A 17,880-nucleotide genomic window follows, 5' to 3' on the forward strand; every position below is an offset into this window, starting at 1 on the left:
GCGCGTCAATATACAGAAGCAACGTGCAATTTCCATGCTCGCAGGACAGCAATAATGCCGCGCATCCTTGATATCCAGATGAATTCCTTTCCGATTGCCGGGAGCTTTACCATCGCCCGCGGCGCAAAGACGCAGGCTGAGGTCATCACCTGCACGCTGACGGACGAAGGGGCTGAGGGGCATGGCGAATGTGTGCCCTATCGCCGCTACGGCGAAACGATGGGGAGCGTTCTTGCCCAGATCGAAGCCGCGCGTCCGCTGATCGAGGCAGGCATCTCGCGGCACAACCTGCTGTCGGCGATGCCGCCCGGCGCTGCCCGCAATGCCGTCGATTGCGCCCTCTGGGATCTGGAAGCCAAACAGATGGGCCAAAGCGTCGCGTCTCGACTGGGCATTGCCGATCCGAAACCGCTGACGACGGCCTATACCATCTCGCTCGGCGAACCGGAGGTGATGGCGGCCCAGGCGCGCGAACATGCCGGCCGCGCCCTGCTCAAGGTCAAGGTCGGCACCGGCGACGATGAAAGCCGCATCCGCGCCGTCCGCGCGGCCGCGCCGGAAGCCGCAATCATCCTCGATGCCAATGAAGGCTGGCCGGAAGCGGTGCTGGAACGTCACCTCAACATCGCCGCGGAGGCGGGTGTGACGCTCGTCGAGCAGCCGCTGCCGGCTGGCCGCGACGCCTTGCTTGCCGAGATCCGCCGCCCGCTGCTCGTCTGCGCCGACGAGAGCGTCCACCATACCGGCGATCTCGCCAGCCTTGCCGACCGCTATGACGCGATCAATATCAAGCTCGATAAGTCGGGCGGCCTCACCGAGGCCCTGGCGATGAAGACAGAGGCCGAGCGGCTCGGCTTCTCGATCATGATCGGCTGCATGGTCGGCACCTCGCTTGCCATGGCACCGGCGGTGCTGCTCGCCCAGAATGCCGATTTCGTCGATCTCGACGGTCCGCTGCTGCTCGCCCGCGACCGGCAGCCCGGCCTCCGTTACGCTGCCTCCCTGGTTTTTCCGCCCGAAAGCAGCCTCTGGGGCTGAAGGTAATAGGCTGCGATGACGATGCCGAGGCCACAGAGCGCGACCAGCGCCATGACGCAATAGCTGACGACGCCCAGCCAGGCATAGAGATAACCGGACGCCAGGGTCATCAGCGCCATCGCCATGCCGACATAGAAGAAATAGGCGCCTTGCGCCGATGATTCCTGCGTTTCCTGTACCGTCGCCACGATCCGCCGCTGCACGCCGGTATGTACGAAGGCATAGGTGAAGCCGTGGAAACATTGCAGCAGGAAGAAACCGGCAAAGCCCGTGTTCATGGGAAAGAGGATCCAGCGGCAGACGCTGACGGCGCAGCCGAAGCGGATCAGCGTCCATGCATCGAAGCGCCGGTTTAGACGCTTCGAAAGAAAGAACACCGTCACCTCCGAGGCAACGCCGGCGCTCCAGAGCAGGCCTATTTCGGTGCCGGAAAAGCCGAGCTGATGCCAGTAGATCGACGAAAAAGTGTTGAGCACCGCATGGCTCGACTGCTGGATGGCCACGCCGATCAGAAGCAGCAGCAGATGCGGCTCGCGCAGGCCGCTGCCGGTGGCCGCCGGAATGTTTATCGGCTGGCCGCGCCGCCGCGTCGGCCCGATGCGCGGACAGAAGATCGCCATGACGATCGTCATGGTAAAGCCGAACACCATGACGATGAGCACCATCCCGCCGCCCCAGCGGCTGACCAACTGCCCCCCGACCAGCGTCGAGGCGATGAAGGCGATCGAACCCCATACGCGCATCGACCCGTAATCGAGCCCCCAGCGGCGCACGCCCGAGATGACGATCGATTCGACGACCGGCAGATACGGCGCGAAGGTGGCGCCCTGCAGCGCATAGACGATCGTCACCGGCCAGAAACTTGTCGTCCAGTAAAGCGCGATCGCCGTCAGCAGCGACAGGCCACCCGACCACAGCAGCACATCGGCGCGTTCCTTCAAGCGGTCGGCGATCATGGCGACGATGGGCGCCACCAGCACCCGGACCACCATCGGTATGGCAAGGATGATGCCGATCTCATGGTCGCTGAAACTGTGGGTCGCGAGCCAGACGGGGAAGAACGGCAGAACGATGCCGTTGACCAGCAACGGCGCACAATAGGAAAGCGCGCTGAGCAGCCGGAAGCGCGGCGGCGCTCCCTCACTCGTCGGGGAATGGTGAACGGGAATCATGGGGGGACCTGAAGGAAACTGACGTTGTCCTACCACGGCCACCCCGGATGCGACTATTGCGAGAAATAGCCCTGCTGAAACGTTTTAGAAAATAAATAGGGCCTATCGCCTGACGGTACCGGCTAAATTCCTGGAAAGTACCGGCGCGGGCGCGCCGGCACGAAATAATCAGCCGAAATCAGGCAGCCTGGGGTGCCAGCTCCGCCTCTTCGCGCTCGACCGCGGTCAGCGCCGGCACTGTGCTGGCGAGCGCCCGCCAGGTGATCAATTCAAACGTGCCGTCCTCGTGCTCGGCGACCGCCGTGCAGCTTTCGACCCAATCGCCGGTATTGATGTAGCGGATGCCGTCCATGTCCTGAATGATCGCGTGGTGGATATGACCGCAGATCACCCCGTCGGCACCGCTCTTGCGCGCCTCTTCGGCGACGACGCGCTCGAATTCCCCGATGAAATTGACGGCATGCTTGACCTGCAGCTTGGCCCAGGCCGAGAAAGACCAGTAGGGCATACCGAGGCGGCGGCGCACGGCGGCCAGCAGGATGTTGATGCGGATCGCCGTATCGTAGGCCCAGTCGCCGAGATAGGCGAGCAGGCGGGCATTGCGAACGACGACGTCGAACTCGTCGCCATGCAGGATCAGGTATTTCTTGCCGTCGGCGCCGTCATGCATCATCCGCTCGACGACCTCGATGCCTCCGAAATGCATGCCCGGAAAATCGCGCAGGAACTCGTCGTGATTGCCGGGGATATAGACGACGCGCGTGCCCTTGCGTGCCTTGCGCAAGAGCTTCTGGACGACATCGTTGCAGACCTGCGGCCAATACCAGCTGCGCTTCAGGCGCCAGCCATCGACGATGTCGCCGACGAGCACGATCGTATCGGCTTCGTGGTAGCGCAGGAAGTCCAGGAGGAAATCAGCCTTCGCGGCCTTCGAGCCGAGATGCACATCGGAAATGAAGAGCGTGCGGAAATGTCTGGGTTCCATCATGTCTATCACGAGCTACGGCTCATGCCCCATCTTTCATATAGCCTTCCAAAACCAGACTCGTGTTTCAGGAAGATGACAGACTGGGGAAAAGGCCTGCACCGCTGGTTATCCCAACGGCAATAAGTCAATCGTCGGGGCAGGAATCGCCTTCCTGCAATGTTGCCCCGCGCATCGCTCGCGTTCATGATGCGGCGATTCACGTCCGACAATGCGGGGACGGCTGATGCGCCTTTTTCTCGTTCGCCACGGCGAATCCCTCGGCAACATCGATGAACGGGCCTATCGGCAGTTCGGCGACCACAGCGTGCCACTGACGCAATGGGGCTACCGGCAGGCTTTGGAGGCCGGCTGCGTGATCACATCCTATCTGCGGGGATTGCCCGACAGCGGATTTCAGAAGCTACGCATCTGGTACTCGCCGTTTCTTAGAACACGACAGAGCAAAGACGCTTTGCTCGATGCCCTTCCGGAAGATTTCGTCGGCGATGTCAGGGAAGATTATCTGCTGCGCGAGCAGGATTTCGGCCTCTTTACCGAAATCTACGACCATTCCGAGAGAAAACAGAAATTTCCCGAGGAATTCGAAAAATGGGCGCGTCTGCGCAGCAATAGCGGCAAGTTCTATGCGCGTCCACCCGATGGCGAGAGCCGGGCGGACGTCGCTCAACGGGTGCGGCTCTTCCTCCAGACGGTGATGCGCGACGGCGAGAACGACGACCATAACATCGCCATTGTCGGCCATGGCGTCACCAATCGGGCGGTCGAAATGAACTTCCTGCACCACCCTGTCGAATGGTTCGAGCGCTCCGACAATCCCGGAAATGCCGACATCACGCTGATCGAGGGCACGCGCTCGCAAGGCTATGCGTCGATCCTGCTGCACCGGGCGGCCGACCGGCTGCCTGGACATGAAGGCGATCTGCGCGATGCCCATGGCGCCGACGTGACGATCACGCCAAGGCCTGGTGGCTAGTCATCTGAGTGGAAAGAGAGGCTCGGATCCATTTCATCATTCCGATGTCTGCTCCAGCTGGCGCGCACAACTAGTCCCTCCCCCCGTGTGGGGAAGGGTTTTGACAGTCGCCTGACCGCACCAATCAGGCTACCCGCACAGCCGCCAGCGGTTTCACATTCTGGTTCATGCGGAACAGGTTGTTCGGATCATAGCGCAGCTTGATTTCAGCGAGACGCGCATAATTGGCGCCATAAGCCATCTCGACCCGATCCGTCTCATCCTCCGGCATGAAGTTGATATAGGCCGTACCCACAGCATGCGGCTTGGTTGCCTCGAAGAGTTCGCGCGCCCAGCCGATGCAGCTTGCATCCATTCCGGTTTCCCGCCAGCGCGCATGCACATTCATGACGAAATGCGAGCTGCGCTGCGGAAATGCCGTGGCTTCGGTAGGAATACGCCCGGCGGCCCCACCGACATGGCCGATGAATATTTCGCATTCCGGCCCTGGCAGCTTGCGCACGGCTTTCAGCAGCATGTCGATCGCCGCATCCGAGAGGGATGCGAAATCCTGGCTCTTCCAGTAATTGCGCGCGCCGGGTGTCAGAAGCGGATCGAATGCCTGCTGCCAGCCGGTAAACGGGACCGGACCGACGACATCGGCAATCGGATTGCCGATCGCCCGCAATCTGGCCGTCGCCTTTTCCCCCGCCGTTATATCTCCGCAATAGCACATGGCGAGGACCACGATCTCCTTACCGTGCCATTCGGCCGGCAGGAAAGGCAGCGGCGGCGCCTGGCGCATCACCACCCAGCAGGTCAGTTCATCGGGTGCCGCGTCCAGCGCCTGCCGATACTCCCGCAGCACCTTCTCCGCATCAGCGAAGGGATGCACGACCAGCCCCGCAAGAACCTCGGAATGCAGCGGGTTGAGCTGGAATTCGAAGGAGGTGACGACGCCAAAATTGCCGCCGCCGCCACGCAGCGCCCAGAAGAGATCCGGCCTTTCCCTTTCGCTCGCTTTGACCAGTTCGCCGTCGGCCGTCACCACATCCACCGAAACCAGATTATCGAGGGTCAGCCCGAATTTCCGTGTCAGCCAGCCGAAACCGCCGCCGAGCGTCAGGCCGGCGATGCCGGTCGTCGAATTGATGCCTGTCGGCAGCACCAGCCCGAAGGCCAACGTTTCCTTGTCGACGTCGCCAAGCGTGGCGCCCGGCTCGACCCTGGCGCGGCGTATCTCGGGATCGACCCGGACCGACTTCATCGTCGACAGATCGATGACGATGCCTCCTTCGCACATGGCGTTGCCGGCAATGCCATGGCCGCCGCTGCGCACCGAAACGAGCAGATTGTTGTCGCGGGCAAACCGCACCGCGCGCACGACGTCGGCCGCCCCGGCGCAACGCGCGATCAACCCAGGCCGACGGTCGATCATCGCGTTCCAGATCGCCCGAGCCTCGTTGTAATCCGTATCCTTGCTGGTCAGAAGATTGCCGCGAAATCCAGCGGCAAAAGCATCCATGGCCACGTCATTGACCATCGTCTGCCCGCTTTGCAGCGTCGTCAGGTTCAAATTGTCCATGATTTCCTCCCTGCGACCGGCGCCCCGCACTGTCGCGGCGGCATATTGCGCCTGCAGTGGTCGCCAAACAAGTTTTCCAAAAGGATTAGCTCTTTGCCACCGCCGCGAATGGGGCTCCACGCAAAAGAACGTTTTAGGTGTGCCGTGGATACCCCCCTCTGCCCTACCGGGCATCTCCCCGACAGGTGGGGAGATTGGATGGGCGCGATGGCTTGCTCAAACAATTACCGCACGAATATGCCGATGCGTAGAGAGGGAACGATGATCCAGCCTCCTGCCGATCTCCCTCCTTGTGGGGGAGATGCCCGGCAGGGCAGAGGGGGTATCCACGGCACACCCTCTCGACGAAAACTTCGTCCATCCCCGATTTCCATACTGTCGCCGGTATCCGATTGATGTATGGAGGGAACTCCAGAAAAAGACGTGCACGGAGGCGGCAATGGATCACCAGGATAAATCCAAGACGGACAAGAACCTGACGAGCGGCGATCTCGACGAGCAGGCGCTCTTCTTCCACCGCTATCCCCGCCCCGGCAAGCTGGAGATCCAGGCGACCAAGCCGCTCGGAAACCAGCGCGACCTGGCGCTCGCCTATTCGCCGGGGGTCGCCGCCCCCTGCCTTGCCATCCGCGACAACCCTGAAACGGCGGCCGACTACACGTCCCGCGCCAATCTCGTCGCCGTCATCTCCAACGGCACCGCCGTGCTCGGCCTCGGCAATATCGGCCCGCTGGCTTCGAAGCCAGTCATGGAGGGCAAGGCCGTGCTCTTCAAGAAATTCGCCGGCATCGACGTCTTCGATATTGAAATCGACGCCGCAAGCGTCGAGCAGATGGTCTCGACCGTCAGCTCGCTGGAGCCGACCTTCGGCGGCATCAATCTCGAAGACATCAAGGCGCCGGAATGTTTCGAGGTCGAGCGGCGCCTGCGCGAGAAGATGAAGATCCCGGTCTTCCACGACGACCAGCACGGCACGGCGATCATCGTCGCCGCCGCGATCCTGAACGGGCTCGAACTTGCCGGCAAGGCGATCGAGAACGTCAAGATCGTCGCATCCGGCGCGGGTGCCGCCGCGCTTGCCTGTCTCAACCTGCTGGTAACCCTCGGTGCCAAGCGCGAAAACATCTGGGTCCATGACCTCGAAGGCCTCGTCTATGAGGGCCGCACCGAGCTGATGGATGAGTGGAAGGCCGTCTACGCCCAGAAGAGCGACACGCGTACACTGGCTGAAAACATCGGCGGCGCCGACGTCTTCCTCGGCCTGTCGGCCGCCGGCGTGCTGAAGCCCGAGCTGCTGGCGCAGATGGCCGACATGCCGCTGATCATGGCGCTTGCCAATCCGACGCCGGAGATCATGCCGGATCTCGCCCGCGCCGCCCGTCCGGATGCGATGATCTGCACCGGCCGCTCGGATTTCGCCAACCAGGTCAATAACGTCCTCTGCTTCCCCTATATCTTCCGTGGCGCGCTCGATTGCGGCGCCGAGACGATCAACGAGGAAATGAAGATGGCGGCCGTGCGTGCCATTGCAGCGCTTGCCCGCGAAGAGCCGTCCGATGTCGCCGCCCGCGCCTATTCCGGCGAGACCCCGGTCTTCGGCCCGGATTATCTGATCCCCTCGCCCTTCGATCCGCGCCTCATCCTGCGCATCGCGCCGGCCGTCGCCAAGGCCGCCGAACAGAGCGGTGTCGCCCGCCGCCCGATCCAGGATTTCGACGCCTATTTCGATCAGCTGAACCGCTTCGTCTTCCGCTCCGGCTTCGTCATGAAGCCGATCTTCACCGCAGCCAAGGCTGCCGAGCGCAAGCGTGTCATCTTCTCCGAAGGCGAAGACGAGCGCGTGCTGCGCGCCGCCCAGGTGCTACTTGAGGAAGGCCTGGCCAAACCGATCCTCATCGGCCGTCCGCAGGTCATCGAAACGCGCCTCAAGCGCTACGGCCTGCGCATTCGCCCGCTGCAGGATTTCGAGGTCATCAATCCAGAAGACGACCCGCGCTTCCGCGAATATGTCGATCTCTACTTTTCGCTCGTCGGCCGCCGCGGCGTCATCCCGGAAGCCGCCCGCACCATCGTGCGCACCAACACGACAGTCATCGGCGCGCTGGCGCTGAGGCGCGGCGAAGCCGATGCGCTGATCTGCGGCCTCGAAGGCCGCTATGAAAAGCATCTGCGCGATGTGCGCCAGATCATCGGCAAGCGCAAGGACGTGCGCGATTTCTCCGCGCTCAGCCTGATGATCTCGCAGCGCGGCGCCACCTTCTTCACCGACACCTACGTCACCTTCAATCCGAGCGCCGAAGAGATCGCCGAGGCGACGGTGATGGCGGCCGAGGAAATCCGCCGTTTCGGCATCACCCCGCGCGCCGCCCTCGTCTCGCATTCCAACTTCGGCTCGCGCGAATCCGAAAGCGCCACCAAGATGCGCAATGCCCTGCAGCTCGTGCGCGACGCCGCGCCCGATCTCGAGGTCGATGGCGAAATGCACGGTGAAAGCGCCATCACCGAAGCCCTTCGCAAGCGCGTCATGCCGCACACGACGCTGCACGACGAGGCAAACCTGCTGGTCTTCCCGAACCTCGACGCCGCCAACATCACGCTCGGCGTGGTCAAATCGATGACGGATGGACTGCATGTCGGCCCGATCCTGCTCGGCGCCGCCATGCCCGCCCATATCCTCGCGCCCTCCGTCACCTCCCGCGGCGTCGTCAACATGGCGGCATTGGCCGTCGTCGAGGCATCGCAGCCGGCATAAGCCGGCTGCTCGCAACCCGGCGAGAAATATCACACAGCCCGGATCGACAGGCGCCCTTCGTCCGCGAGCGCATCGGCGCGTTCGTTGCCGACAATGCCGGAATGGCCTTTGCACCAGGTACCGGTCACCAGGGCGTTCTGGGATAGCTGAAGATCGACTGCCTTCCACAGTTCCGCATTGTCGATCGTTCGCCTTCGAGCATTTCCATTCGGGCTGCTTTTCTTCCAGCCGTTGTTTTTCCCAGATATGTCGCCGGCTGTTGCAGCCTTTGACGGCATAGACGGAATCGGACCAGATGGTCGCAGCTTCGCCGGCTGCTTCGCTATTGATCCAGATTGCGGCCTTCAGGACGGCGGTCAATTCCATCGAATTATTGGCCGACTCCTGGACGCCACCGAATCCGGAGGCGATCTCCACTGCATCGCGATAGGTGACAAATGCCCAGCCGCCGTGTTGGGAACCGGGTTCGTAACAACCGTCTACGAAGATGTGAAGGCCGTGTTGAGCTTCGCGCATCCGGCCGGTTGCTCCAGGCAAGCTAAGTTCGTTAAAGATGCCTATCATTCTCGCCTCGCTCCCGCCTTTGCTACGCTCGCCGCCCAGACCAGCGCCTATCGCGACGGTCTGCGCGCCGCTTGACGCGGAATGCACCCCGTCGATTGTGTCGACCATTTGACGATAGTAGCGGCAGTGGTGCCTATTGCCGAGGGGGGAACTATGGGGCAGCGTGGATCATGGACAATCCGTTGAGCAACGCCGGTAAGCGCGATCGAACCGTAACCGTACGTCGTATTCTCAAGGTCAATCATGCTGGCGAATTCGGCGCAATACGCATTTATGGCGCACAGATCTGGATGGCCCGTAGGCTGTTTCCCGACATCGTTCCTGCACTCCGCGATATGCGAGATGACGAGATCAAGCATTGCCGCCTGTTTCGCGACGCGATGCCGTCCAGGAAGGCCAGGCCATGCCGCGTCATGGCATTCTGGAGCCTCGGCGGTTACCTGCTGGGTTTCCTGACTGCCCTCGGTGGACGTAACATGGTCTGGATCTGTACCGAGGCGGTTGAAAGCACTGTTCACCGTCACCTTGAGGATCAACTGGCCTTTCTGGCGGCCGGAGACCCCGAGCTTCATGGCCTTATTGCCTCCATTCAAGAGGAAGAATTGGCTCATCTCAGGGAGGCCGAGAAAAACCAGACCGCACGCGGAATGAGCCACACACTGCTCCTGCCCGTCATCGCCGCACTCACCGATTTGATGATCTGGCTCTCGAAATGGCGCGCTCGAAGCAGATCTGACAGTCCGCGACCGGATCTGTCCGCGAGCGACGTCTGGCGCGACGCGTGGAATCGCCGGCCTCTGCTGGATAAGATCGCGAAAATACGCTAAGAATTTCTCTGAGCTTATTAAGAGAAACACGCTAAGAGGAAACGCGCGGCGAAGTGACGTCGCATTCGACCACCAACCGTTTGCTCATTCCGGGACGACGCCGTGAAACGCCGAAACCTGTCTTTTGTGCTTCTCGTTGCCTTCGCGACGCCCGTCGCCGCGCAGACGAGCGCCATCTGCGACGACCTGCGCGGTCGCCTCGCCGACCTGCCGCGATCGATCGGCAACGGCAATGGTCTGGAAGCGCGCCAGTTTGCTGGTGCCATCGCCGAGCAGAACCTCGAGCTGCGCAAGGTCCGCAACGACCTGCGCAGCTACGGTTGCACCTCGGGCAGCATGGTGGTGATCGGCGGCGAGAATGCCGATTATTGCGACGAGCTCTCGCAGGCCGAAGCCCGGATGATCGACAATATCCGCTATCTCCAGGATCGTCGCGCCGAACTGCGCAGTCAGGGCGGTGATGACGGCGGGCGCCGCGAACTGATGGCAGCTCTTGAGCGCAATGGCTGCAACAGCGAGAATTTCTACGCCCCGTCCGATCGCAGCGCCAACGATCCTGCCCCGAGCATCGAGGAACAGGCGATGCGCGGCGATACCTTCATTCCGCTCGGCGGCGGTGAAGAGTTCGATCCGCGTTATGACCTGCCGCGGGCCGAGATGATGTCGCCGGTCAGCACCATCTGCGTGCGCAGCTGCGACGGCGGCTTCTTCCCGATCAGCTCGAACGCCATTTCGGTCGATTTCGGCCGCGATGCTGAGACCTGCGCCAAGATGTGCCCCGGCATCGAGACCGAGCTTTTCTATCGCGACGTAAGGAGCACGGAAGCCGCGAACATGATTTCGGTGGCAACCGGCACACCCTACAGCGCTATGCAGAACGCCTTCGCCTATAAGAACCGCGCGCCCGGCGAGAAAAATGCCTGCGCCTGCAATCTCGCCGCCTATTACGAAGAGATGCGCGGCAAGCAGGCCCTGAGCGAACCGCAGCAGCAGAGCTCGATCACGACGATCCGCACCAATCCGCCGGCGAAAGATACCGCGGCTGCGCCAACGGCACCCCGGCCGTCAGTCCCGGAGCGTCCCTATGACCCTGCGCAAAACAAGGTCCGGCAGGTTGGCCCGCAATTCCTCGCAGGCGACCAGGGTTCGATCGATCTTGCCAACCCGGCAACACCTGGCCCGCAGCCGCAACAGCAGTGACCGCTACGGCTCGCTCCGTCCCCAGCCATCGTGGAAGACGAGCTCCTCGAGCGGTAGGCGCTGGCGCCAGCCTTTGACGGAAAGCTCCGGCTCGTCATACAGCCGGTCAACGAAGCCTGCGCAGAGCCAGGCGACCACCTCTATATGATCGGGTATGCCGAGAATGGTTTTCAGCTCGCCTTCGCGAAAGATGCTGACCCAGCCGATGCCGATTCCTTCGGCGCGCGCCGCAAGCCAGAGGTTCTGGATGGCGCACACCGTCGAATAGCTATCCATCCGCGGATTGTGCGTGCGGCCCAGCACGACGCTGCCGCTGCGCGTGGGATCGCAGGTAACGCATATGCCGAGCGGCGCCTCGACGATGCCTTCGAGCTTGAGAGAGCGGTACGCCTGCCGCCGCTCGCCGTCAAACATCAGTGCCGCCTCTTCGTTGGCCTGTGCAAAAGCGTCCCGGATGCGCGCCCGCACGGCTTCGCTCTTCACCAGGATGAAGTTCCACGGCTGCATGAAGCCGACGGAGGGGGCGTGATGGGCGGCCGTCAAGAGCCGCGCCACGACATCGTCCGGCAAGGGATCGGGCAGGAACTGGCTGCGCACGTCGCGTCGCGTCATGATCGCGTGATACACGGCCTCGCGTTCGGCCAGAGAAAAACCGGGTGCCGCCGACATGGCATCCTCATCAAAGGGTCGCATCGTCAAATCCCCAACAACGCAACCGCCCGCCGTCCGCGCGGGTTGGGTCTATCTTGCCAGGCCGGTCTTCTGACTCGGCGTCATCCGTCTGCCGCAGCCTTCCCGGCAAAAGCCAGTGGCATGATGAAGCGGCAGGCGTCGGCCTTACAGCGTTGGGCACGTTCCGGTCTTCCACCGGATTCCCGATTCTCCCGCGCGAAAGCGGGCACCTGACGAAGCATCTATTTCAGGAAAGCACTTCGCGGGCAAGCGCCGGCAGCACAGCGATTTGCCCGCTGACGGGCCAGTGCACAGCCAGCAGCTGGTCACGACCACGCTTGCAAATGCATTGAAGAAACTTGCCGCCAGAAGACGGATTGCTGCACGCCGGAGCCCTCTTTCAGGCCGCCAGATTCTGCGTGACAACGGGAGGCCGCCACGCTAAACACGCCGCATGTCGATCACTTCCGTCTACGCCTCGCGATTTTATTGGTACCGCTGCTCCCAGCGGATGCGGGTCCATGCGTAACTGAAGTCGACGCGACGACAACCCGAACAGCCGCTAGTCTACCTGGCGGCTTTTTTGTTTCCGCACGGTATGACCAAACAGGAGCCACACCGTGTCCGATACCATCGACGATCTGCGTATCCTCGAAATCACCCCACTGACCAAACCCGCCGATATCCTCGCGGAAATTCCCCGAACCGCTGACGTCAGCGAGACGGTGACCAGTAACCGCAATGCGATCCATAAGATTCTGGAGGGAAAGGACGACCGCCTGATCGTCGTCATCGGCCCCTGCTCTATCCACGATCCTGCCGCCGCCCGCGAATATGCCGAGCGGTTGGTGCGACAGAGGCAGCGCTACTCCGGTGATCTCGAAATCGTCATGCGCGTCTATTTCGAAAAGCCCCGCACCACGGTCGGCTGGAAGGGTCTGATGAACGACCCGCATCTCGATGGCAGCTACCGCATCGAGGAAGGGCTTCGGATTGCCCGGCGCCTGCTGCTCGACATCAATGCGATGGGCCTGCCCGCCGGTGTCGAATTCCTCGAGACGATCACGCCGCAATACATTACCGACCTCGTCAGCTGGGGGGCGATCGGCGCCCGCACGACCGAAAGCCAGATCCATCGCCAGCTCGCCTCCGGCCTCTCCTGCCCGATCGGCTTCAAGAACGGCACGGATGGCGGCGCACGCGTCGCGCTCGATGCCATCCTCGCCGCCTCGCAGCCGCATCACTTCCCCGCCGTCACCAAGGACGGGCAGGCTGCCATTGCCTCAACAAAGGGCAACGAGGACTGCCACATCATCCTGCGCGGCGGCAGGCGGCCGAACTATGAAGCGGCCGATGTTCAAGCTGTCGTCGGCGAAGCCGTCAAGCTCGGTGTTCTCCCGCGCATCCTTATCGATGCCAGCCATGCCAACAGCAACAAGGACCCGATGAACCAGCCGCATGTGGTCAAGGACGTCGCCGCACAGATCACCGCAGGCAATCGCCACATCAAAGGCATGATGATCGAGAGCAACCTCGTCGCCGGCCGCCAGGATCTCGTCCCCGGCAAGCCGCTCGTCTACGGCCAGTCCATCACCGACGGCTGCATCGATTGGGATATGTCGGTCGCCGTGCTGGAAGACCTCGCCGTTTCCGCCCGCGAACGGCGCAAGGCGGCGGCCGCAGCTTAACCGGCCGGGAAGTATCTGACATAGGCGAATTCTTCGCCGTCTGGTGACCAGCAGGGCACGTTGATCGTGCCCTGCCCGCCGAAAAGCTCGAACAAAGTCTTCAGATTGCCGCCATCCATGTCCATCAGCCGCAGCCGCACGTCGAGATCGCGGGGATGATCGAAAACGCTGGGGTCGTAGGACAGGATCAGCACCTTGTCGTTCTTGGGCGCCGGATGGGCGAACCAGTTGCCGTAATTGTCCGAAGTCACCTGCTCGAGGCCGGTGCCATCGGGATGGATGCGCCAGATCTGCATCAGGCCGGTGCGGCTGGAGTTGAAATAGATCCATTGCCCGTCGGCGGAATAATCCGGCCCATCATTGCGGCCCTCGCCATGCGTCAGCCGCGTTTCGGCGCCGCCGTCGACGGAGATCGTATAGATGTCGAAGAGATCGTCGCGGATGCCGCAATAGGCGAGCTGGCGGCCATCCGGCGACCAGCCATGCCAATAGGAGGGCTGATTTTTCGTGACGAGCCGCGGCGTTCCGCCGTCGATCGGCAGGATATAGATAGCCGACTTGCCGAACTCGCTCTTGTCGGAGATGACGATCTCGGTGCCGTCGGGGGAAATGCCGTGATCATTATTGCAGTTGACGGCAAAGCCGGTATCGACCTGAACAACCTCGCCGCCATCGAGCGGAAGCCGGAAGAGCAGCCCGTCACCGTTCAGCAGCAGATAGGAGCCGTCGGGAGCATAATTCGGCGCTTCCACCAGCCGATCTGTCTGCCACACCTCACGCGCCCTGCCCGTCCTGACATTGTAGATCTCGACCGAGCTGCGCATCAATGCTCCTCCTGACCTCTCGATCGTGCTAGCGATCCCGATCATCCTAACGATCTCGATTGGGTAACGGTCTCGATCGCTTCAGCGATCACGGAACCGGTTGGTGATGGGATAACGCCGGTCGCGGCCGAAATTCTTCTTGGTGATCTTCACGCCCGGCGCCGACTGCCGACGCTTGTATTCGGCCAGATAGAGCAGGTGCTCGACGCGGTGAACGGTCGCCACATCATGGCCGCGTGCGACGATCTCTTCGACAGCCATCTCCTTCTCGACCAGGCATTCGAGGATATCGTCGAGAACAGGATAGGGCGGCAGCGAATCCTGGTCCTTCTGATCGGGACGCAGCTCGGCGGACGGTGCCTTGTCGATGATGTTCTGCGGGATCACCTCGCCCGACGGCCCCAGCGCACTCGGCGGCACATTCTCGTTGCGCCAGCGGGCCAGCGCATAGACCTGCATCTTGTAGAGGTCCTTGATCGGGTTGAAGCCGCCGTTCATGTCGCCATAGAGCGTGGCGTAACCGACCGACATTTCCGATTTGTTGCCCGTCGTCACCACCATCGCGCCGAACTTATTGGAGATCGCCATCAGGATGACGCCGCGCGCGCGGCTCTGCAGGTTCTCCTCGGTGATGCCGCTCTCCGTGCCCTCGAAGAGATCGGAAAGCGCACTGCTGAAACCCGTCACCGGCTGCTCGATCGGCACGATGTCGTAGCGGCAGCCCAGCGCCTTGGCGCAATCGGCCGCGTCCTTCAGCGAATCCTCCGATGTATAGCGGTAGGGCAGCATGACGGTGCGCACCCGCTCCTCGCCGAGCGCATCGACGGCGATGGCCGCGCAGATCGCCGAGTCGATGCCGCCGGAAAGGCCGAGCACGACGGTCTTGAAGCCGTTCTTGTTGACGTAATCGCGAAAGCCGAGCAGGCAGGCGCGGTAATCGGCCTCCTCATCCTCGGGGATACGCGCCATCGGCCCTTCGGCGCAGTGCCAGCCGCTTTCGCCGCGCTTCCACGTCGTCACCGCAAGCGCCGTCTCGAACTCGCTCATCTGGAAAGCAAGCGACCTGTCGGCATTGAAGGCGAAACTCGCGCCGTCGAAGACGAGCTCGTCCTGGCCGCCGAGTTGGGCGGCATATATCAGCGGCAGACCGGTCTCGATCACCTGCTTCAGCACCACCTGATGACGGATATCGACCTTGCCGCGGTAGTAGGGAGAACCATTCGGCGACAGCAGGATTTCCGCGCCGCTTTCAGCCAGCGTCTCGCAGACGCCGAGCTCACCCCAGATATCCTCGCAGATCGGAATGCCCAGGCGCACTCCGCGGAAATTGACCGGCCCCGGCATGGCACCCTGATGGAAGACGCGCTTCTCATCGAACTCGCCGTAATTTGGCAGATCGACCTTGTCACGCACCGCGACGACCTTGCCACCGTCGAGCACAGCGACGGAGTTATAGCGCCCGGTCTCGTCCTGCCGGGGAAAACCAATGACGACCCCAGGTCCGCCGTCGGCGGTATCGGCGGCCAGGCTCTCAACTGCCTTCCAGCAAGCGCGGATGAAGGCCGGCTTCAGCACCAGGTCCTCCGGCGGATAGCCGGAGATAAACAGCTCGGTCAGGACGAGCAGATGCGCACCCTCCCGGGCAGCATCGGCGCGGGCCTCGCGCGCCTTGGCAAGATTGCCGGCCACATCACCGACCGTTGGGTTGAGCTGGCCGATGGCGATGCGGAAGATTCCAGAAAGAGCGTTTTCCTGTGTCATGTCATTTATTTAGCCTGCGCCTTCCGTTACCGCAACACGTTCGCTGTCAAAGCGTTGCATCGCGTCGACGAAATTTTTGTGAACGGCTGCATCAAAACCTTGCGGCAACGATCCGCATTGCAATTTCCTGGCGGAGCAGAATACTGGCGCCGAAATCCACTGCATCGATAACGGGCATCGGAAAAAGGCCATGAATAATCTTTCGAACTTCGTGCACCATCATTTCGGCAAGCCGGCCGATGAACTCGGCGCTGTCGAAAAACACGTGCTGGCGAAAACGCATGAGCGCAAGATCATCTCGACCGACGTCAATGCCGCCTTCTCCGCCGAAGCTTCGTTCGGCGAGCGTGTCGCCGACGGCATCGCTCGTGTCGGCGGCTCCTGGTCCTTCATCATTGCTTTCCTCGCCTTCCTCGCCGTCTGGACCGTGATCAACACCGTCGTTCTCGCAAGCGGTGCCTTTGACCCCTACCCCTTCGTTTTCCTCAATCTGATCCTTTCGATGCTCGCAGCCATCCAGGCGCCGATCATCATGATGTCGCAAAACCGCCAGGCCGAACGCGACCGCTTCGAGGCCGCCAAGGATTATGAAGTCAATCTGAAGTCCGAGCTCGAAGTACTTTCGCTACACCAGAAGATCGACATGAGCGTACTGACCGAGTTGAAGGCGCTGCGCGAGGATGTCGCTCGCCTGACCGCCGCTCTTGCTGCGAGAAGCTAAGCTCGGCACTCATTGATTAAAAAGCAAGAAGGACGCTTGCAGCCCTTGGAAATCCATCTGATCCGGGGGAAGATCATCCCACTCTAGCTTTTTGGGGACTCTGATGGACAACCACGAACCGTTTTTACGCGAGGCGATTGCGCTCTCGAAATCCGCGATGGCAAAAGGCGACGAACCGTTTGGCTCGGTACTGGTAAGGGATGGCGACGTCATCCTGCGCGCCGAAAACAGCGTCTTCACCGGCCACGATATGACAAACCACGCCGAGATGAACCTGGTTAAACTAGCGGCGAAGCACTACGATCCGGCATTTCTCGCGGACTGCACGCTCTACACCAGCACCGAGCCATGCGCCATGTGCTCCGGGGCGATCTACTGGTCGGGTATCGGACATATGGTGTTTGCTTGCTCCGAAACCCGGCTCGGCGAGATTGCCGGGATCGGGTTGAACGTGCCCAGTCGGGCGGTGTTGCAGAGCGGCGCGCGGGCCGTCACCGTGGTCGGCCCGACAAGCCTCGAAGACGAAGCCGCCGAAGTCCACCAGGAATTCTGGCCCAAGCACCTGGGCAAGGTTTAGGTTCAGGGCTCGTTCAGCCAGACGATGGCGGCTGGGATGCGGATGGCTGACAAGAAGGTGTGGACGTATCAGTCGAGCGGCCGGAATGAATAGGTCCTGAGCCTAGACGGGATACCTGTCATATTGCGGCAGTCCGTCTGATATCTCATAGAAATCGCCCTTGTCGGCGCAGTAGATGTGGTGACTGAAGACAAGGCCGCTCGGTTCGTCGAAGCTTCCGGCCAGGACCGAAACCTCCACCGCTTCGTCTCCCTGCCAGAACAGCGCCGATCCGCAATTCGAACAGAAGCCGCGCTGCGCTTTGCCGCTCGACCGATACCACCGCACCGTATCGGCGTCTTCGACCGAAAAAGCCGTGCGCGGCACGTTGACCGCGGCATAGTAGAACCCCGTCTGCCGGCGGCATTGCGAGCAGTGGCAGCCGACGACGGGGCCGAGCTTGCCCGTAATCGAATATCGCACGGCGCCGCAAAGGCAGCCGCCTGTATGCCGTTCGGTCATGACCACTCCTCCATTTTTCAGAACGTTGCCGCCCTTCGGATCCTGCGTCAAATCCATT

General features: G+C 61.9%; 15 protein-coding genes, 1 pseudogene and 1 riboswitch. Of the genes and pseudogenes, 8 read left to right on the top strand and 8 right to left on the bottom strand.

Going from position 1 to position 17,880, the window contains the following annotated elements:
- The first annotated feature begins 54 nt into the window (after positions 1-54).
- Positions 55-1,038 carry an N-acetyl-D-Glu racemase DgcA gene (dgcA, locus tag N2597_RS10430; RefSeq protein WP_183597632.1) on the top strand — a complete coding sequence of 328 codons (984 nt, stop codon included), beginning with the start codon at positions 55-57 and terminating at the stop codon, positions 1,036-1,038.
- Here dgcA and N2597_RS10435 read toward each other — a convergent pair.
- Both N2597_RS10435 and N2597_RS10440 read right to left on the bottom strand, forming a co-directional pair.
- Entirely contained in the window at positions 990-2,210 is a 1,221-nt protein-coding gene (locus N2597_RS10435) for an MFS transporter (RefSeq protein WP_183597629.1), read from the bottom strand. The two genes, dgcA and N2597_RS10435, sit on opposite strands and share 49 nt — an antisense overlap.
- 178 nt (positions 2,211-2,388) lie before the next feature.
- Positions 2,389-3,198, bottom strand: coding sequence for a UDP-2,3-diacylglucosamine diphosphatase (locus tag N2597_RS10440; RefSeq protein ID WP_009996812.1), 810 nt, complete (start codon positions 3,196-3,198; stop codon positions 2,389-2,391).
- A 223-nt stretch (positions 3,199-3,421) separates the two neighbouring features.
- Here N2597_RS10440 and N2597_RS10445 point away from each other — a divergent pair, with 223 nt between their 5' ends.
- The gene (locus N2597_RS10445) at positions 3,422-4,171 is read left to right on the top strand and encodes a histidine phosphatase family protein (RefSeq protein WP_183597626.1); all 750 of its coding nucleotides are present in this window, start codon (positions 3,422-3,424) and stop codon (positions 4,169-4,171) included.
- A gap of 124 nt (positions 4,172-4,295) precedes the next feature.
- Here the strand turns inward: N2597_RS10445 and N2597_RS10450 are convergent, their stop codons facing one another.
- Entirely contained in the window at positions 4,296-5,735 is a 1,440-nt protein-coding gene (locus N2597_RS10450) for an FAD-binding oxidoreductase (protein ID WP_183597625.1), read from the bottom strand.
- A 439-nt stretch (positions 5,736-6,174) separates the two neighbouring features.
- Between N2597_RS10450 and N2597_RS10455 the strand changes: the two genes are divergently transcribed.
- Positions 6,175-8,487: an NADP-dependent malic enzyme gene (locus N2597_RS10455; protein WP_183597623.1), complete on the top strand. Its 2,313-nt coding sequence runs from the start codon at positions 6,175-6,177 to the stop codon at positions 8,485-8,487.
- A 29-nt stretch (positions 8,488-8,516) separates the two neighbouring features.
- Here the strand turns inward: N2597_RS10455 and N2597_RS10460 are convergent.
- Positions 8,517-9,051 (bottom strand): annotated as a pseudogene (locus N2597_RS10460) (ribonuclease H family protein).
- Positions 9,052-9,221: 170 nt separating this feature from the next.
- Between N2597_RS10460 and N2597_RS10465 the strand changes: the two are divergent.
- Positions 9,222-9,878 carry a demethoxyubiquinone hydroxylase family protein gene (locus N2597_RS10465; protein WP_183597620.1) on the top strand — a complete coding sequence of 219 codons (657 nt, stop codon included), beginning with the start codon at positions 9,222-9,224 and terminating at the stop codon, positions 9,876-9,878.
- A gap of 102 nt (positions 9,879-9,980) precedes the next feature.
- Positions 9,981-11,078, top strand: coding sequence for a DUF2865 domain-containing protein (locus N2597_RS10470; RefSeq protein WP_077989252.1), 1,098 nt, complete (start codon positions 9,981-9,983; stop codon positions 11,076-11,078).
- 3 nt (positions 11,079-11,081) lie between these two features.
- On the opposite strand, the gene bluB is transcribed toward N2597_RS10470, so the two are convergent.
- Positions 11,082-11,771 carry a 5,6-dimethylbenzimidazole synthase gene (bluB, locus tag N2597_RS10475; RefSeq protein ID WP_183597618.1) on the bottom strand — a complete coding sequence of 230 codons (690 nt, stop codon included), beginning with the start codon at positions 11,769-11,771 and terminating at the stop codon, positions 11,082-11,084.
- 42 nt (positions 11,772-11,813) lie between these two features.
- Positions 11,814-11,999: riboswitch (cobalamin riboswitch) on the bottom strand.
- 371 nt (positions 12,000-12,370) lie between these two features.
- Here bluB and N2597_RS10480 point away from each other — a divergent pair.
- Positions 12,371-13,438 (top strand): 3-deoxy-7-phosphoheptulonate synthase, encoded by a 1,068-nt coding sequence (locus N2597_RS10480; RefSeq protein ID WP_183597616.1) that lies wholly within the window; start codon positions 12,371-12,373, stop codon positions 13,436-13,438.
- Here N2597_RS10480 and N2597_RS10485 read toward each other — a convergent pair.
- Both N2597_RS10485 and N2597_RS10490 read right to left on the bottom strand, forming a co-directional pair.
- Entirely contained in the window at positions 13,435-14,262 is an 828-nt protein-coding gene (locus tag N2597_RS10485) for a TolB family protein (protein WP_183597614.1), read from the bottom strand. The genes N2597_RS10480 and N2597_RS10485 overlap by 4 nt on opposite strands.
- 81 nt (positions 14,263-14,343) lie before the next feature.
- Positions 14,344-16,023, bottom strand: coding sequence for an NAD+ synthase (locus N2597_RS10490; RefSeq protein ID WP_038689304.1), 1,680 nt, complete (start codon positions 16,021-16,023; stop codon positions 14,344-14,346).
- Positions 16,024-16,213: 190 nt separating this feature from the next.
- On the opposite strand from N2597_RS10490, the gene N2597_RS10495 reads away from it, so the two are divergent.
- Together N2597_RS10495 and N2597_RS10500 are read left to right on the top strand one after the other, a co-directional pair.
- Entirely contained in the window at positions 16,214-16,744 is a 531-nt protein-coding gene (locus N2597_RS10495) for a DUF1003 domain-containing protein (protein WP_077989256.1), read from the top strand.
- A 103-nt stretch (positions 16,745-16,847) separates the two neighbouring features.
- Positions 16,848-17,321: a nucleoside deaminase gene (locus N2597_RS10500; RefSeq protein ID WP_096761820.1), complete on the top strand. Its 474-nt coding sequence runs from the start codon at positions 16,848-16,850 to the stop codon at positions 17,319-17,321.
- A gap of 102 nt (positions 17,322-17,423) precedes the next feature.
- Here the strand turns inward: N2597_RS10500 and N2597_RS10505 are convergent, their stop codons facing one another.
- Positions 17,424-17,822, bottom strand: coding sequence for a GFA family protein (locus N2597_RS10505; protein WP_183597612.1), 399 nt, complete (start codon positions 17,820-17,822; stop codon positions 17,424-17,426).
- Positions 17,823-17,880 lie beyond the last annotated feature (58 nt).

Source organism: Rhizobium sophoriradicis (assembly GCF_025200795.1).
GTDB lineage: Bacteria > Pseudomonadota > Alphaproteobacteria > Rhizobiales > Rhizobiaceae > Rhizobium > Rhizobium sophoriradicis.

Excerpts from the sequence above, each read along its gene's own strand:
- N2597_RS10455 (WP_183597623.1), top strand. The coding sequence starts at position 6,175 with ATGGATCACCAGGATAAATCCAAGACGGACAAGAACCTGACGAGCGGC.
- N2597_RS10490 (WP_038689304.1), bottom strand. The coding sequence starts at position 16,023 with ATGACACAGGAAAACGCTCTTTCTGGAATCTTCCGCATCGCCATCGGC.
- N2597_RS10485 (WP_183597614.1), bottom strand. The coding sequence starts at position 14,262 with ATGCGCAGCTCGGTCGAGATCTACAATGTCAGGACGGGCAGGGCGCGT.
- N2597_RS10435 (WP_183597629.1), bottom strand. The coding sequence starts at position 2,210 with ATGATTCCCGTTCACCATTCCCCGACGAGTGAGGGAGCGCCGCCGCGC.
- N2597_RS10445 (WP_183597626.1), top strand. The coding sequence starts at position 3,422 with ATGCGCCTTTTTCTCGTTCGCCACGGCGAATCCCTCGGCAACATCGAT.
- N2597_RS10505 (WP_183597612.1), bottom strand. The coding sequence starts at position 17,822 with ATGACCGAACGGCATACAGGCGGCTGCCTTTGCGGCGCCGTGCGATAT.
- dgcA (WP_183597632.1), top strand. The coding sequence starts at position 55 with ATGCCGCGCATCCTTGATATCCAGATGAATTCCTTTCCGATTGCCGGG.
- bluB (WP_183597618.1), bottom strand. The coding sequence starts at position 11,771 with ATGCGACCCTTTGATGAGGATGCCATGTCGGCGGCACCCGGTTTTTCT.
- N2597_RS10495 (WP_077989256.1), top strand. The coding sequence starts at position 16,214 with ATGAATAATCTTTCGAACTTCGTGCACCATCATTTCGGCAAGCCGGCC.
- N2597_RS10440 (WP_009996812.1), bottom strand. The coding sequence starts at position 3,198 with ATGATGGAACCCAGACATTTCCGCACGCTCTTCATTTCCGATGTGCAT.
- N2597_RS10450 (WP_183597625.1), bottom strand. The coding sequence starts at position 5,735 with ATGGACAATTTGAACCTGACGACGCTGCAAAGCGGGCAGACGATGGTC.
- N2597_RS10465 (WP_183597620.1), top strand. The coding sequence starts at position 9,222 with ATGGACAATCCGTTGAGCAACGCCGGTAAGCGCGATCGAACCGTAACC.
- N2597_RS10500 (WP_096761820.1), top strand. The coding sequence starts at position 16,848 with ATGGACAACCACGAACCGTTTTTACGCGAGGCGATTGCGCTCTCGAAA.